15 protein-coding genes are annotated in these 14,982 nt (G+C 46.4%); 9 read left to right on the top strand and 6 right to left on the bottom strand.

Features of this window, described 5'->3' with window-relative positions; genetic code table 11:
• The first annotated feature begins 34 nt into the window (after positions 1 to 34).
• Positions 35 to 817, top strand: coding sequence for an ABC transporter substrate-binding protein (locus tag LWP20_RS04500; RefSeq protein ID WP_242926913.1), 783 nt, complete (start codon positions 35 to 37; stop codon positions 815 to 817).
• Here the strand turns inward: LWP20_RS04500 and LWP20_RS04495 are convergent, their stop codons facing one another.
• Genes LWP20_RS04495 through aroB form a run of 3 tightly spaced genes read right to left on the bottom strand, consistent with a single transcriptional unit; the run spans position 818 to position 3,589 of the window.
• Positions 818 to 1,339, bottom strand: coding sequence for an Imm27 family immunity protein (locus LWP20_RS04495; RefSeq protein WP_242926912.1), 522 nt, complete (start codon positions 1,337 to 1,339; stop codon positions 818 to 820). It lies immediately after the preceding gene.
• Positions 1,329 to 2,558 carry a 3-phosphoshikimate 1-carboxyvinyltransferase gene (locus tag LWP20_RS04490; protein ID WP_242926911.1) on the bottom strand — a complete coding sequence of 410 codons (1,230 nt, stop codon included), beginning with the start codon at positions 2,556 to 2,558 and terminating at the stop codon, positions 1,329 to 1,331. The genes LWP20_RS04495 and LWP20_RS04490 overlap by 11 nt, the downstream gene beginning before the upstream one ends.
• Positions 2,555 to 3,589, bottom strand: a complete 1,035-nt coding sequence (gene aroB, locus LWP20_RS04485; RefSeq protein ID WP_242926910.1) for a 3-dehydroquinate synthase — start codon at positions 3,587 to 3,589, stop codon at positions 2,555 to 2,557. The genes LWP20_RS04490 and aroB overlap by 4 nt, the downstream gene beginning before the upstream one ends.
• Positions 3,590 to 3,890: 301 nt before the next feature.
• Here aroB and LWP20_RS04480 point away from each other — a divergent pair, with 301 nt between their 5' ends.
• A complete protein-coding gene (locus LWP20_RS04480; protein WP_242926909.1) occupies positions 3,891 to 6,566 on the top strand; it encodes a cation-translocating P-type ATPase in 2,676 nt (891 codons plus the stop codon).
• 57 nt (positions 6,567 to 6,623) lie between these two features.
• Here the strand turns inward: LWP20_RS04480 and LWP20_RS04475 are convergent, their stop codons facing one another.
• A complete protein-coding gene (locus tag LWP20_RS04475) occupies positions 6,624 to 7,715 on the bottom strand; it encodes a bifunctional 3-deoxy-7-phosphoheptulonate synthase/chorismate mutase type II (protein WP_242926908.1) in 1,092 nt (363 codons plus the stop codon).
• A gap of 160 nt (positions 7,716 to 7,875) precedes the next feature.
• Here LWP20_RS04475 and LWP20_RS04470 point away from each other — a divergent pair, with 160 nt between their 5' ends.
• On the top strand, positions 7,876 to 9,063 hold the full coding sequence (locus LWP20_RS04470; RefSeq protein WP_242926907.1) for a proline dehydrogenase family protein: 1,188 nt from the start codon (positions 7,876 to 7,878) through the stop codon (positions 9,061 to 9,063).
• A 168-nt stretch (positions 9,064 to 9,231) separates the two neighbouring features.
• Here the strand turns inward: LWP20_RS04470 and LWP20_RS04465 are convergent, their stop codons facing one another.
• The gene (locus tag LWP20_RS04465; RefSeq protein WP_242926906.1) at positions 9,232 to 9,441 is read right to left on the bottom strand and encodes a hypothetical protein; all 210 of its coding nucleotides are present in this window, start codon (positions 9,439 to 9,441) and stop codon (positions 9,232 to 9,234) included.
• A gap of 145 nt (positions 9,442 to 9,586) precedes the next feature.
• On the opposite strand from LWP20_RS04465, the gene LWP20_RS04460 reads away from it, so the two are divergent.
• From LWP20_RS04460 to LWP20_RS04435, 6 genes are all read left to right on the top strand, one after another.
• On the top strand, positions 9,587 to 10,159 hold the full coding sequence (locus tag LWP20_RS04460; RefSeq protein WP_242926905.1) for an RNA polymerase sigma factor: 573 nt from the start codon (positions 9,587 to 9,589) through the stop codon (positions 10,157 to 10,159).
• 58 nt (positions 10,160 to 10,217) lie between these two features.
• Positions 10,218 to 11,342 (top strand): S1 family peptidase, encoded by a 1,125-nt coding sequence (locus tag LWP20_RS04455; protein ID WP_242926904.1) that lies wholly within the window; start codon positions 10,218 to 10,220, stop codon positions 11,340 to 11,342.
• 154 nt (positions 11,343 to 11,496) lie between these two features.
• Entirely contained in the window at positions 11,497 to 12,093 is a 597-nt protein-coding gene (locus LWP20_RS04450) for a fasciclin domain-containing protein (protein WP_242926903.1), read from the top strand.
• Between the two features lie 175 nt (positions 12,094 to 12,268).
• On the top strand, positions 12,269 to 12,802 hold the full coding sequence (locus LWP20_RS04445; protein WP_242926902.1) for a general stress protein: 534 nt from the start codon (positions 12,269 to 12,271) through the stop codon (positions 12,800 to 12,802).
• Positions 12,803 to 13,044: 242 nt separating this feature from the next.
• Complete coding sequence (locus LWP20_RS04440; RefSeq protein WP_242926901.1) at positions 13,045 to 13,461, top strand: response regulator; 417 nt, start codon at positions 13,045 to 13,047, stop codon at positions 13,459 to 13,461.
• Positions 13,462 to 13,521: 60 nt separating this feature from the next.
• On the top strand, positions 13,522 to 14,136 hold the full coding sequence (locus LWP20_RS04435) for a DUF4142 domain-containing protein (RefSeq protein ID WP_242926900.1): 615 nt from the start codon (positions 13,522 to 13,524) through the stop codon (positions 14,134 to 14,136).
• 61 nt (positions 14,137 to 14,197) lie between these two features.
• Here LWP20_RS04435 and LWP20_RS04430 read toward each other — a convergent pair whose 3' ends face one another.
• Positions 14,198 to 14,749 (bottom strand): arylesterase, encoded by a 552-nt coding sequence (locus LWP20_RS04430; protein WP_242926899.1) that lies wholly within the window; start codon positions 14,747 to 14,749, stop codon positions 14,198 to 14,200.
• Between the last annotated feature and the right edge of the window lie 233 nt (positions 14,750 to 14,982).

The raw sequence follows: 14,982 nt of genomic DNA, 5'->3' as shown, positions 1-14,982 counted from the left end.
TTTCTATAATTTATACTTACCTGAAGTGATAACCATGGACCAAACAGGCCACCAGATAACGCTGCCATACTTGCCTAAGCGCATTGTATCATTGGTGCCGTCGCAAACCGAATTGCTTTTTGACCTGGGCCTAGGAGATCGGATAGTTGGCATTACAAAATTCTGCATTCACCCAAGGGAGCAGGTAAAGTATAAAACCATAGTTGGCGGCACCAAAAATTTTAAGTTTGATGTAATAGACCAGCTGCAACCCGACCTGATCATCGGGAATAAGGAAGAGAACTATAAAGAAGGAATTGAGCAACTGCAGGCAAAGTATAAAGTATGGATGAGCGATATTTATACTTTACAGGATGCGCTGGAAATGATGCAGCAGGTAAGCCAACTGACAGGCACAGAAGCAAAAGCCGGCCAACTCATACAAAGTATAAAATCTGGTTTTGAAAACTTACAGCCAGCGCAGCAAAGTATAAAAACAGCTTATTTTATCTGGCGCAAACCTTATATGGCTGTTGGGGGCAACAATTTTATTCATCATATACTCTGCCACTGTGGCTTGGAAAATGCTTTCGCTGATTTAGACCGCTATCCTGAAATTACTCCCGGGAAATTACAGCAGGCTAATCCACAGCTTATACTTTTATCGTCGGAGCCTTACCCCTTTCATGAAAAACATATAACCGAGTTTAAAGAACTCTGCCCACAGGCAAGTATAAAAATAGTGGATGGCGAAATGTTTAGTTGGTACGGCAGCAGGTTATTACAGGCGCCGGCTTACCTGCAGAGGCTTATGCAGGAGGTAAAAGGAGATTTGTAATTATTCAGGTAGTTTTAACAGTCGCTGCGCTCTTTCAGCTATACGTTGGAAGTATGCAGCCTCTTTCTTAACCTCTTCGGCTGTTTTATGTAGCAACTCGCGCCGGTTCATGGGGTCATCAAGGGCGGCTAGTTTTATAAGTTGCTGCGCCCGCCTTTTTTCTTCCGAATTGGCCAGGTTCAGTTCTTCCAGTTTCTCTATCAATGGCAGCCGAAAATCCTTCTTTTCAATCTGTTCTTCATCCAGCAGGCGAAGTATAGCAGCTACCATTTCATCCTCAAAAAGAGTATGAATGGCTATTTGTATCAACTCATCTGTAGTGGGAACTGGTAATTTGAGCAGCGTTAGATAACCTCCGCCCTGCGTTGCGGCTGTAGCGTAATACTTCATCCAGAAAGCACCCGTTTCAGGATTTTTATACACAGAAGCCCAGCCGCCGGCAGCAGTTTCAACCAGTTCCATCTGCCTGAGCTGTTCTTCTATCAGGTTGGCATCGCCATATAAACGCCTGCTAGTAGTCATACTTCACTTCAAATCCTACTTTCTCCAGGTCTTCCCAGAAACGCGGGTACGATTTACGCACCACGCCCGGGTCTTGTATATGTACAGGCTCCAGTAAGGCAATCGGCGCAAAAGCCATAGCCATGCGATGGTCCTGGTACGTCCGGAAAGTCAGCTCGCGTTTTGTAAGCAATGCAGGCTCCATCCGGAAAACACCCGCCGTAATTTCCTGCAGCGATGTGCCCATGCTCAGCACCTCTATTTGCAAGGCCTGGATGCGATCGGTTTCTTTTATGCGAAGGCTTTCAACCCCGGTCATATCAATGGTAACACCCAATGCGGCACAAAGCGCAACTATAGTCTGGGCCAGATCGGGGCAATGTGTAAAGTCAAAAGCCACTACTTTTTCATGGTGCTTTTTTATTAACTGCACCCCATCTTCCGAGAACAAAGTATAAACGCCCAGCCGGTTCATAATATCTGCAATTGCCCTGTCGCCCTGCAAAGACTGCTGCTTTAAGCCGGGCAGAAAAATATCAGCCTCGCGTGCCAGCGCCACCATACTATACCAGTAACTCGCCGCAGACCAATCGGGCTCTATGGTATAGGATGCCGGTTTATACTTCTGATGCGCAACTGTAATTTTATTGCCAGTAAAATCAGCTTCAACGCCAAATTCCTTCATCAGCGAGAGCGTCATTTCGATGTATGGCCTCGATCCGATCTTGCCTTCCAACTCCAGTTCAAGGCCATCAGGTAACAGCGGCGCTATCATCAGCAAAGCAGAAATATACTGGCTACTAATGTCGCTTCGGATCTTTAAGGTATTGTTGCCATTTCCTTCAAAGCCATTTATTTTTAGCGGTGGATAACCCTCTTCTCCCAAGTAATCTATACTTGCACCAAGTTCGCGTAAGGCATCAACCAATACTTTTATAGGCCGCTTGCACATGCGGGCAGTTCCGGTAAGCGTTTTTTGCTGGCCCGTTATAGCATAATACGCTGTTAAAAAACGCATTACAGTGCCGGCATCTTCTGCATCTATTGCTTCAGCATCGCTTTTCAGCAGGCGTTGCAGCAGTTGGGTATCGTTAGCTTCGGAAAGGTTATGCAGTTGTGCCCCGGCGCCGGATAAAGCAGAAATAATGAGCGCACGGTTGGCCTCGCTTTTAGATGCAGGCAGGTTTATACTTCCTTTAAGTATGCCATTTGCGTGGCTAAGGGTGAGGCAATTGCTCATAGTAATGAATAATAACGTAAGGATTCCTGAATTTCCTGCACTGTAACAGGCTGGTCGTATACGGCGCTGCCAATGCCATTAAGCAAGGTACAGTTTATAGTAGTACGGGTATTCTTCTTATCCTGCAATGTTAAAAAGGCCAGTGTTTTTATATCATCGTCACTTAACTGCACCTTTTCATAAATTGAAATCAGAAAAGTCTCTATCCTGTCCAGTTCCTGCTGCGTCAGCAATTCTTTTTTTACTGATAAATAAGCTTCGCACAGCATACCAATGGCAATAGCTTCGCCGTGTAGCAGTTCGCGGCCAGGTTTTTCCAGTAAATAACTTTCTACGGCATGCCCAACGGTATGTCCAAAATTAAGCACTTTGCGGTAGCCACCTTCCAGCGGGTCTGCCTCCACTACCCTGGATTTTATACTTACCGAGTGCCGTATCAGTTCTTCCCAATCCTCGGTAAACAAACCTACATGGCGTTGCTCCTGAAAAGCGCCAGCATCAGCAATAAGCCAATGTTTAATGATCTCGGCATACCCGGATTTAATTTGCCGCGGCGAAAGTGTTTGTAAAAACGGGGGATAAATAAATACCGCCTGTGGCTCCTGGTAAACGCCGATATGGTTTTTGAGTCCGTGGAAATCGATACCGGTTTTGCCGCCCACACTGGCATCTACCTGGGCCAGCAGCGTAGTTGGCACCTGCACAAAGTATAACCCGCGCTTAAACACGGCTGCACAAAAACCACCCATATCGCCTATTACGCCTCCACCTAAATTCACCAGCACCGACCAGCGGTCCAGGTTCAGCTCCGTCATGCGTTGCCAGATGTACTCGCACGTTTGCAAAGTTTTGTGCTCTTCGCCGCTTTGGATCCGGATAAGGTCGTGCTCCGGCAAGTATGGCTTTACCAGCGGGTAGCAGTGGTGTAAGGTATTTTCATCAACCAGCACAGCCACCTTACTAAATGCACGGTTTCGCAGGTTTTCAGCAAGCTGGGATAAGGCATCAGCGCCAATATGTACAGTATTCATGCTCTTGTTCTCTTGCCTGCGCTCCTTAAAGGCGAAAGCAAAGTATAAGTTAGATTCGGGAAGTACAGGCAATTTATACTTTGCTCATACTTTAAATGAATGTATACAAAGATACGCGATGATACAGCCAGCAGCAAAGTATTTCCTGTGGCCTGGCATTCGTATAAACTACTACTTAAAACATAATCGAAACAATAAAGTTACTTACACTATATAACCCTTTAAACCAACACCTTATAATTTACTTACAACTATAAAATTTGCTTTTACAACTTTAGCACACCACTATAACCGGCATATCATGAGTAACTGGCATACACAATCCGCAAGTGAGGTTCTTAAAAACCTGGGTTCTTCAGAGAACGGGCTCAGTGATTCTGAAGCAAGTGAGCGGTTAACAAAGTATGGCTACAACCAATTGCAGGAACGTGCCGGCAAAGGCCCGCTCCGCATGCTGTGGGAACAGTTTACGCAAACAATGGTGCTGATCTTGGTTGTAGCGGCTATTATTTCCGCTTTCTTAGGAAAAGACATTGAAACGATAGCCATACTTGCTATTGTGGTTTTGTTCGGGGTGCTGGGTTTTATACAGGAATACAGGGCTGAAAAAGCGATGGCTGCTCTTAAGCGCATGGTGGTGCCAACAGTAAGAGCACGGCGCGAGGGCATGGTACATGAACTATCGGCGCAGGAACTGGTGCCAGGCGATATAGTAATGCTTGAGGCTGGCAACGTGGTTCCGGCTGATATGCGGGTATTGGAGAGTGCTAACCTGCGCGTGCAGGAGGCGGCACTTACAGGCGAATCAGAGGCAGTAGAAAAAGAATCGGCAGCGCTCACGAAACCCGACATGCCGCTCGGCGACCGTAAGAACATGGTATACCTGGGCACAAATGTGGCCTATGGCCGGGGCATAGCTGTAGTGGTGGGTACCGGCATGCAAACCGAACTGGGTAAAATTGCTGATCTTCTCCAGGAAGTAGACACCAAGCAAACACCCCTCCAAAAGCAACTCGACCAGCTTGGCAAACTACTGGCTATACTTGGTTTTGCAGCCGCCGCGCTCATGCTGGTTATTGGGTTACTGATTGGGGAACCGTTGGAGGATATGTTCCTGACGGCTGTGAGTCTGGCAGTTGCTGTTGTACCCGAAGGCCTTCCGGCAGTAGTTACCATTACGCTGGCTATCGGGGCACAACGCATGCTGAAGCGAAATGCCTTAATGAGAAAACTGCCAGCTGTGGAAACCCTTGGCTCTGTTACCATCATCTGTTCTGATAAAACCGGCACGCTCACCGAAAACCGGATGACGGTAACAACTATAAACCTACCCGATGAGCAGATCGATTTCTCAAGTAACGGAAGTATAAAGGTACCTGAAAGAGCAGCGTTGGCGCTTACCATTGGTATACTTTGCAACGATAGTATACTTAAAAACGAGGATGGAAAAGAAACACAGGTAATTGGAGACCCAACCGAAGGAGCTTTGCTGCTGGCCGCCAGCCGAGCCGGATTTCAGAAGGAAACTATAGGGCAATATTTGCCACGTGTGCACGAAGAGCCCTTCGATTCGAACCGCAAACGCATGACTACCGTGCATCAGGTGATTGCTGATGGTTCTCAATTTCCTGCGTTCGAACATTTTTCCCGCTCTCCATACTTTGCCTGTACCAAGGGGGCTGTAGATAGTCTGCTTAAAATAACGGACAAAGTATGGCTGAATGGCCGGTCAGAACAAATGACTCCTGACTGGTATAACAGGCTGCTGGAGGCAAACAACGAGCTTGCCCAAAATGGCATGCGGGTGTTAGGTATCGCTTTCAGAAAGCTGCAGGAGCCTAAAAATAATGGCCAGACGCTGGAAGAAAAACTCACGTTTGTAGGCATGATGGGGATAATTGACCCGCCCCGTGCAGCCGTTAAATCAGCAGTTGCAACCTGTCGTACTGCCGGCATCCGCCCGATCATGATCACAGGCGACCACCCGCTAACAGCTTCTGCCATTGCCAAAGAACTGCACATCACCGACAATCCTGAAGCCGTAACCGGCGAAATGCTGAATAACCTTTCAGAAGCTGAGCTGGAGGAAGTGGTATCGCGGGTATCAATTTACGCGCGCGTGTCGCCGGAAGATAAGTTGCGGATTGTGGAAATGCTTCAGAAAAAAGGCGAAGTAGTAGCCATGACTGGCGACGGTGTAAACGACTCACCCGCTCTGAAAACAGCTAATATTGGCGTAGCCATGGGCATAACGGGTACAGATGTAGCCAAAGAAGCCTCCGACATGGTACTGCTCGATGATAACTTTGCTACCATAGTTGCAGCCGTAGAAGAGGGCCGCGTAATCTATGATAACCTGATCCGTTTTGTGAAGTTTTCGCTGGGTGGTAACCTGGGCAAGGTACTGGTAATGCTATGCGCTCCCTTACTAAGTATAAATGTAGCCTTAAGTCCGTTGCAATTGCTTTGGCTAAACCTGCTAACCGATGGCCTGATGGGACTAGGTTTAGGAACAGAACCCGCAGAAGCCGATACCATGCAACGTCCGCCCCGATCACCAAATCAGTCTGTGCTTAAGAAAAACGATGTTATACACGTATCCTGGTCCGGTGTGTTGATTGCGGCCCTTACCTTATGTATGGGTGCTTTATACTTTGATCCGGCCAACCTGCAGGACACGCGCTGGCAAACCATGATTTTCGCTACTATAGGTTTTACCCAGATCGGGCACGCACTCGGCCTCAGGGCTTACGGCCACTCGCCATTCTCGCTTAACACAAATCCGCTGATTATACTAATGGCCACGCTTACTTTCCTGTTGCAGATAGCCGCTATTTATACTCCTTTCCTGGATAAGTTTTTTGGCTTGCACCCGCTCAGCTTGCCAGAACTGGCGCAAGCAATTGGAGCCGGTATATTTGTATTAATTGCTGTAGTGGCTGAGAGTTACTTCAGCAGAAAGAAAAACAATGTATAATTGAATTTATACTTTGCCTTAACAGAAAGAGAAGCTAATGAGGCTTCTCTTTCTGTTTTATACTTCCTTCTTCATTACTTCCGTCTGTTGCCGGATAGATTCCACATGAATCAGTTTATAAAGCTCTTCAACAAAAGCCGGGTTTATACCTGCTTCCGCTGCCCAATCTGCCCTCGATCTGAAAATCTCTTTCCAGCGCTCCAATTGCAGCACCTGTACATTGTTCAGTTTTTTATACTCGCCTATTTGCTCAACCAGTGCCATACGTTTAGCCAGTGCAGCAATTATTTCATGATCGGCTGCGTCAATTTGCAGGCGTAGTTCTTCGGCGCGGTTTACCAGGTCGGCATCATCATAATTGGTTTTGCGCACCTGCAGTTTGCTAAGTATAACGGCCAGGGCAGCAGGCGTTACCTGTTGTTCGGCATCGCTCAGGGCATTTGCCGGATCAGGGTGCGTTTCTATCATCACGCCATCATAGCCCAAGTCAAGCGCTTTCTGCGACACCGGAAATATCAGCTCGCGGTTACCGGCAATATGGCTGGGGTCAACTATAACAGGCATGCCCTGGAACTGGGCTTTCAGCTCTATCGGAATTTGCCAGACCGGCGCATTTCTATACTTTGTTTTCTGGTAAGACGAGAACCCCCTGTGGATGGCCGCCAGATCGGTAATGCCGGAATTATAAATACGCTCTATCGCCCCGATCCACAGTGCCAGATCCGGGTTAACCGGGTTTTTTACCATAACCGGCACGTTAGCTCCCTGCAATGCATCGGCAATTTCCTGCACGGCAAAAGGGTTTACGGTAGTTCGGGCACCAATCCACAACACATCAATCCCCTGCTTTAAGGCTTCTTCCACGTGTTTTGTGTTGGCAACTTCTGTGGTCACACGCAAGCCCAGTTCGCGCTTTACGCGGCCCAGCCATTGCAGCCCGTCCAGCCCAATGCCTTCAAAAGAATTAGGGCGCGAACGCGGTTTCCAGATGCCTGCCCGGAACAGGTGAATGTGCTGATTTTTCAGGGCCTCGGCTGTCTGCATTACCTGTGCCTCGCTTTCTGCGCTGCATGGGCCCGCAATCAGCAAAGGCTTGCCGCGCTCCGATAGCAAACGGCTGAAATAGGTGTCTTTATTATTAAAATTCATCAATGCTAAATCTTGTCGCAAAGTTAACTCAAATACAACAGCAATGCACGCAGAGTAGTTTATTATCGGCTCCGGGCAGTGTACAATCCAAAACAACAGGTAATTATGCGGTTTAAATTAACGGATGCACTATCTTTGCAGCTGCTAACTTATACTTTTCATGAACCCGGTTACCAACGTATCATTCGACGACACCGCTGTCGCTTTCTCATCAAAATCCAACGCTGAGCTATATAAAATGTACCTGCTGTTTAAATCGATGAACAGCAACATGTTTGTTAAAGTGGGCGGAGGCCTCCTAAACACGGCCCTGAAACTGCACCTGCCGGTTAAATTTATTATTAAGCCAACAATTTTTAACCACTTCTGCGGCGGCGAAACCATACAGGAGTCAGAGCGTGCCATACAGGAACTGGGCAAGTATAACATCGGCACCATCCTGGATTACTCCGTGGAGGGCGAAGGCTCCGAACAAAGCTTTGACCACACCCGCGACGAAATTCTGCGCACAGTAGAAAAAGCACGCGGAAACAAGCACATACCATTTTCGGTGTTTAAGGTAACCGGCCTGGTAGATATAAAACTGCTGGAGAAAGTACAGGCCAGGCAGGAACTTAGCGCTAACGAACGCGCGGCCTTTGAACGCGGCCGCGACCGCATAAATGCCATATGCCAGCGTTGCTTTGAAGCCGATGTGCGTGTTTTTGTTGATGCCGAAGAAAGCTGGATACAGGAAACCATAGACCTGCTGACCTATGAAATGATGGAGCTCTATAATAAAGAGAAAGCCATAGTTTACAACACCTACCAACTCTACCGCCACGACCGCCTGGATGCCATTAAGCGCGATTATGAAAATGCGGTAGCACGTGGTTACTACCTGGGTGGCAAACTGGTGCGCGGCGCCTACATGGAAAAAGAGCGCAAGCGTGCCCAGGAGCAAGGTTACCAAAGCCCGATCAACATTTCGAAAGAAGCGTCCGATAAACTTTTTGATGATGCGCTCCGCTTCTGCATGGAACACCTGGACCGCATTGCCATTTGCGCCGGCACGCACAACGAGAAAAGCTCCTACTTATTAATCGAGCTGATGAACAAGTATAACATTGCTCCCGGCGATGAGCGCATATACTTTGCCCAGCTGTTTGGTATGAGCGATAACCTGTCGTATAACCTGGCGCATGCCGGCTATAATGTAGCCAAGTATGTACCTTACGGTCCGGTTGAGGCTGTAATGCCTTACCTGCTGCGCCGTGCTAACGAGAACACAGCTATTGCAGGCCAGAGCAGCCGCGAGTTTCTGCTCATTAATAAAGAGATGCAGCGCCGCAAAAAAGAGAGACGCTAGATTGCCTGCGTATAAAAGTATAAAGGCCGGCTACTGTAGCCGGCCTTTATACTTTATAGCTGCTTTTTTAAGCAGGCACAAAAAACAAAAGGGCCCCGCGCCTGATGGCATGGGGCCCTTTTGTGTGCTTTTAGAACTATAAGCTAAAAGGCTTAGTTCTGATACTAATTACTGAACAGTTGTAGCAGAGTCAGTAGTAGTAGTTGTAGTAGTTGTAGTATCTACAGTTGTAGCAGCTGTATCAACAGTAGTTTCTTCAGTTACAGTAGTTTCTTCAGTTGTAGTTGCTTCAGTTTCAGTAGCAGCTTCTTTGTTTTCGCAAGCAGTGAAAGCAGTAAGGGCAAGAGCAACGAATGCGAATTTGATTGAATTTTTCATTTTTTTGATTCTGATTAAGTATTTTGGTTTCGGTTTTGAACTTCATACCAGAATGAACCATAGGTAACCCACGTTTTAAAAAAAATTTAAAATATTTTTTCGGTGGGTTACAAACAGACTAAAAGCGTATTAAAACTTGAACGGAATGAAGAAGAGTTTGTATGAGACGGACGAGGCGATAATTCAGGGCATCCGGCGAAACGATGACAGAGCGCTGGCTTACCTGTACAAACTTCATTTCCCGATGATATCTCATTTTATACTGAGTAACAGCGGAACCGATGACGAAGCCAAGGATATTTACCAGGAAGGCGTTATCGTTTTCTATGAGAAAATAAAGGATAATAGCCTGGAGTTAAGCTGCCAGATAAAAACCTACCTCTACTCTGTATGCAGAAGGCTATGGTTGAAACGCCTTGCCGAGAAAGGTCGCTTTGCAAATCGCATTGATGACTCCGAAGAGTTTCAGACACTGGAGGAGGATGTGCAGAAACACGAGGAAAATGAGCGGCAGTTTGGTGTAATGGCCGATGCGCTGGGCCAGATTGGCGAGCCTTGCCGCAGCTTGCTCGAAGACTATTACATCCGGATGCAGAACATGCAGGACATTACCGATAAGTTTGGCTATACCAACACCGATACAGCCAAAAACCAGAAGTATAAATGCCTGCAGCGCTTAAAGAAATTATTTTTTGCAGCCTATAAACCAGAAGTATAAGCTGCACCAGTAACAAGTATTAGTACCCGCCTTGCGAAAGGCCAAGAACAAAACAAAGATGAAGGACTACGGCATGTATGAGCAGATAGAGCGCTACTTAAACGGCGCCATGGCAGCAGAAGAGCGGGCCGCCTTTGAGGCTTTACTGCAAACCGACCCACGGCTTGCAACCAAAGTACAGGAACATGCACAACTCCTGCAGGCCATGCAGCATTACGGCCAGCGCCAGACATTAAAGCATAAGCTGAATAATCTTCACGCCGAGATGGAAGCTGACTTCGACCTGGCTCAGGAGGCAACTCCGCAATCAGCGCAAATCTGGAAAGTATACTGGAAGCGCCATGCGCAAACTATAGCCGTAGCAGCAAGTGTATCCCTGCTTTCAGTTTTCGGCACACTTTGGAGCGTGCAGCAATTAAAAGCACCGGTTCGCCAGCAAACAGCCCGTTACGTAGAGCTACGCCGCGAAGTAGAGAAAATTAAAAAAGAGCAGCGTGCTATTATCAACGATATCAATAGTGTAGACCCATCTGTAAAGCCTGCTCCGCGCCCGGCCCGTTTCAGTGGTACTGGTTTCGCCATCAGCTCTGACGGGTATATTGTTACAAGTTCACACGTTCTGGAAGGTGCTGACTCTGTGATGATTGAAAACAAATCCGGGCTAAAGTATAAAGTAACCGAAGTATACCGAGATCATGACAATGATCTATCCATACTTCACATAGCTGACCCTGCTTTTACGGGTTTTGGCAAATTGCCTTATACTTTCAAAAATGCTGAAGCTGATCTGGGTGAACGGGTTTATACTTTAGGTTATCCGCGCGAAGACATTGTTTTTGGTGAAGGAGCACTGAGCTCAACATCGGGTTTCGAAGGCGATACCACTTCTTACCAGATCTCAATTCCGCTTAACCCGGGTAACTCCGGCGGCCCTTTGCTGGATGATAAAGGCAATATGATTGGAATTATCAGCGGTAAGCAGGTGGGCCAGGAAGGTGCGGCATTTGCTGTAAAATCTACTTACCTGCTTGAAATGATAGCTGAACTGCCTGCAGCAGCTACGCTGGCCCCGTTAACTTTACCAAAGAAAAACAACCTGACCGGCAACAGCAGACCACAGCAGCTGAAGAAGTTAAAAGATTACGTTTTTGTTGTTAAAGTTTACAGCAGCAAGGGCGTTTAAACACCGCTGTTTTATTCGCTAAGTATAAAGTAGAGTATACCTGCGGCCTTGCTCCTGCTTACAGAATTGTAAAGTGCAGCTATCAACAAAATAGCTTTAGGCAAGTTAAAGTATAATAGATGATGTTATTTCTTTAACGCGAAACCTGAAAGCTATGGAAAAGTCACTTTTAAAATATATGGCCCTGCTGGTAACAGCGGGGCTTACTTTTTTCAGCTGTGCTACCAACCCCGACACCGATACCACCACCGACAACTCCGAACCTATTGCAGAAGACCAGGTAATGGAAACCGGCGACTCAACTACTACTGCAGATACACAAACTGCCGGAAACCTTATAGCTGTCATCAAGACCCAACCCAACCTTTCCAGGTTTTTAAGAACTATAGAAGCAGCCAATTTAACAACTATGCTGCAGGGCCCGGGCACTTACACCATTTTCGCCCCAACTAATGATGCTTTTGCCGCACTGCCCGCCGGCAAATTGGAAAGTTTGCTCATGCCCGAAAATAAAACAGAGCTGGTAAAGTTACTGCAGTACCACATTGTGCCCTCTGTAGTCATGTCATCAGACCTGAAAAGTGTGCAGCACATAAAAACTGCTCAAGGAGGCCATGCTAAAATCACTACCGAAAGCGACAAGCTGCTTATAGATGATGCACAAATTGTAACACCCGATCTGGCAGCAGCAAACGGTGTAATTCATGTAGTGGACAAAGTGCGTATGCCGCCTGCTAATAAAGAAAATTAGCCCGCATCCCGTAACTACATACTACCACAATAGATGGCTCTGCAACCTGAATAAACAGCTAAGCAGGTATAAAGTTATAACTGTAACCGTAACTCTAGCCCCATATTGCCGTTAGTATGAATCAGCTATTTTATAACAAGTAGCATATGTGACTCCAATTAAAACAATTAAAACTATGACAAACAGAGATAAGGCAGGTATGATGACCGCCATGTTCAGAGACAGAAACAGTGCCGAGCAGGCATTCAACGAACTACGTGCGCGAGGTTATGACAAGGATGATATAAACGTGGTAATGTCTGATGATGCACGTAAGCGCCACTTCGGTGCCGATGATAAAGATAACACTACAGAGTTAGGCAATAAATCATTAGAAGGTGCCGGTGCAGGTTCTGCCATTGGTGGTACACTTGGTGCCATTGTTGGTGCTATTGCGGCTATCGGTACATCAGTTGCTATTCCTGGCCTTGGCCTTATTGTGGCTGGCCCGCTGGCAGCTGGTCTGGCAGGTGCAGGTGCAGGTGGTTTAACAGGTGGTTTAATTGGTGCTTTGGTTGGTGCCGGTATACCAGAAGAGCGTGCTAAAGTATATGAAAGCGGTATTAAAGAAGGTAACATTGTATTAGGATTTAACCCTCGTACACCTGAAGATGCCCGTTATTTCGAGCAGCACTTCCAGAAAAACCGTGGAGAGCATATTTATTACTAAGCCAATTTTAAAGTATAAAAAAGAGCCCGGCTGTTTTAAACAACCGGGCTTTTTTATACCTCTGCAATATTATCGGCATCCTTCACCATTTTAAAATTACCATTTACATCAGTAAATGGTCTATTCACCTGTAAATTATTGTTGCATAATAATTTCTTAAAAGTCCTTCACTAAATAACATTTTGTATACCAGCCTTTCCGAAGTATATTGCCAGCTGCCAGATTAGAAGGGAAGGATTTAGATGAATAAACTCAACCATATACTCATTATTGATGACGACGAGATCAATAATGTTTTTTCACAGATCGTTTTAGAAGATGCCAATGCCGGTAACTTAATTTCAGTTTGCCAAAGCGCACAGGAAGCTCTCGATCTTTTACAAAACTTCAGTAACAACAAAGCCGCCCCGTTCCCGGACCTTATCCTGCTCGACATCAACATGCCCGATTTAGACGGGTTTGATTTCCTGCACTGTTACCACAACTTAGGTTATCACAACGTTTACAATACGGCCATATCTATGTTCTCCTCTTCAGATGAAGAAGACCATAAAGAGCGTATCAGCCAGTACGATTCGGTAATCGGCTTTATTAAAAAACCACTTTCGCGAACAAACCTGCAAACTATACTTACCCGCCGCAAGCAGGCACACCAGTAAACAATTTTCTGTAGCTGCGTATGCTTTAGGTATAACAATCTGTACTTAAAGTATAATGCTATGAAAAAACTAATAATGGCTGTAGTATACCTGGCAGGAACCAGCATATTTACGGCCTGTAACACCGATTCGGGCAAAAAAGAAGAGGCTGGCGAGACTACAACTACCACCGCACCTGCCGATACCACTGCAGACACAACTGCTACAGCAGCACCAATGGACACTACGCTTACCAATGAGCAAAAAGAGTTTATAGGCGAAGCGTACGAACATACACAGTTGCAGTTGGCACTGGCTAAAGTAGCAGCACAAAAAGGCGTATCTGCTGAGATAAAGCAATACGGCCAGAAGATTACCCAGCTTTATACTACCAGGCAAAAAGAATTAGCCGATATGGCAAAACAGCACAACCTAACGCTGCCAACCGCCATGGACGATGATGACCAGGAAGATGTAAAGAAGCTAACCGCAACAACAACAGACAAGTTTGACAAAGCGTACTGGGACAGCGCAATAGAAGCCCAACAGGATGCGATAGAGGACTTTGATGAAGTTATTAAAGATGTGCCTCAAAACAACATGGCTCCATTTAACTTATGGGTTCAGAATGCCCGCAAAGAAATGCAGGCCCAGATGGAACAAGCCATGCGCTTCCGCCTGGATCTAAAAAAATAAGCAAGCTATAAAGTATAAACCGAGGCCAAGTTAGTGTAGATGGCCTCGGTTTATACTTTATCTAAAGCAGATCTTTCAGCACAGCCCAAGTATGGTTGGCCAGTATTTTCTGTCCTTCGGCATTAGGGTGCACGCGGTCGGGCAGGTTTAAATGTGGTACACCGGCTACCCCTTCCAGCAAAAAAGGAATAAAGGAAATGTTATTACTGATGGATAGTTCCCGGAACAAAACACGAAACTCGGCAGCATAGCGCCCCGGCACAATGTCAGGAATCTCGAGGCCTGCAAGTATAACCTTAGCTTCAGGGTGTTTGTGTTTTACTTTATCAAGTATTTGCTGCAGGTTTTGGGTTGTTTCACGGGTAGGTATACCGCGCAGTCCATCGTTTGCTCCTAAGCCCAATACAAAAATATCAACCGGCTCGTTTAGCCATCTATCCACACGATGCACGCCACCTGCTGTTGTATCGCCGCTCAGTCCTGCATTTACTACTACATAATCTTGGTAGCCGTTTTCTTTCAGGCGCTCCTGTATAAGAGCAGGAAATGCCTGCGATGCCCTTAACCCATACCCTGCTGTCAGGCTGTCACCAAAAAAAAGTATTCTTTTCATGCTCTTTACTTCCTTTATCATTTTTTGCACCGCCGCCAGCCTGAACAGGCTACTTAATTTGTACTTGCAACAGGCATACAGAGAAGTATACTTCTGCTTTATACTCCTTCCTGTAAATAACCTTTCAGGCTGCAGCATCTATACTTTTATTTTTAGATGCCTCACAGGTCAAAACATCCGGTAGAGCGGTTTGTTGTTGCATAGCAGCCGGAAATAGTATGACTCGGAAACGA

This window comes from Pontibacter vulgaris, assembly GCF_022758145.1.
GTDB classification, from domain to species: Bacteria; Bacteroidota; Bacteroidia; order Cytophagales; family Hymenobacteraceae; genus Pontibacter; species Pontibacter vulgaris.
This window is presented reverse-complemented; position numbering and strand designations above follow the sequence as displayed.

What these genes read in the sequence shown, in the direction of transcription:
- LWP20_RS04500 (WP_242926913.1), top strand. Translation starts at nt 35, where the DNA reads ATGGACCAAACAGGCCACCAGATAACGCTGCCATACTTGCCTAAGCGC.
- LWP20_RS04495 (WP_242926912.1), bottom strand. Translation starts at nt 1,339, where the DNA reads ATGACTACTAGCAGGCGTTTATATGGCGATGCCAACCTGATAGAAGAA.
- LWP20_RS04490 (WP_242926911.1), bottom strand. Translation starts at nt 2,558, where the DNA reads ATGAGCAATTGCCTCACCCTTAGCCACGCAAATGGCATACTTAAAGGA.
- aroB (WP_242926910.1), bottom strand. Translation starts at nt 3,589, where the DNA reads ATGAATACTGTACATATTGGCGCTGATGCCTTATCCCAGCTTGCTGAA.
- LWP20_RS04480 (WP_242926909.1), top strand. Translation starts at nt 3,891, where the DNA reads ATGAGTAACTGGCATACACAATCCGCAAGTGAGGTTCTTAAAAACCTG.
- LWP20_RS04475 (WP_242926908.1), bottom strand. Translation starts at nt 7,715, where the DNA reads ATGAATTTTAATAATAAAGACACCTATTTCAGCCGTTTGCTATCGGAG.
- LWP20_RS04470 (WP_242926907.1), top strand. Translation starts at nt 7,876, where the DNA reads ATGAACCCGGTTACCAACGTATCATTCGACGACACCGCTGTCGCTTTC.
- LWP20_RS04465 (WP_242926906.1), bottom strand. Translation starts at nt 9,441, where the DNA reads ATGAAAAATTCAATCAAATTCGCATTCGTTGCTCTTGCCCTTACTGCT.
- LWP20_RS04460 (WP_242926905.1), top strand. Translation starts at nt 9,587, where the DNA reads ATGAAGAAGAGTTTGTATGAGACGGACGAGGCGATAATTCAGGGCATC.
- LWP20_RS04455 (WP_242926904.1), top strand. Translation starts at nt 10,218, where the DNA reads ATGAAGGACTACGGCATGTATGAGCAGATAGAGCGCTACTTAAACGGC.
- LWP20_RS04450 (WP_242926903.1), top strand. Translation starts at nt 11,497, where the DNA reads ATGGAAAAGTCACTTTTAAAATATATGGCCCTGCTGGTAACAGCGGGG.
- LWP20_RS04445 (WP_242926902.1), top strand. Translation starts at nt 12,269, where the DNA reads ATGACAAACAGAGATAAGGCAGGTATGATGACCGCCATGTTCAGAGAC.
- LWP20_RS04440 (WP_242926901.1), top strand. Translation starts at nt 13,045, where the DNA reads ATGAATAAACTCAACCATATACTCATTATTGATGACGACGAGATCAAT.
- LWP20_RS04435 (WP_242926900.1), top strand. Translation starts at nt 13,522, where the DNA reads ATGAAAAAACTAATAATGGCTGTAGTATACCTGGCAGGAACCAGCATA.
- LWP20_RS04430 (WP_242926899.1), bottom strand. Translation starts at nt 14,749, where the DNA reads ATGAAAAGAATACTTTTTTTTGGTGACAGCCTGACAGCAGGGTATGGG.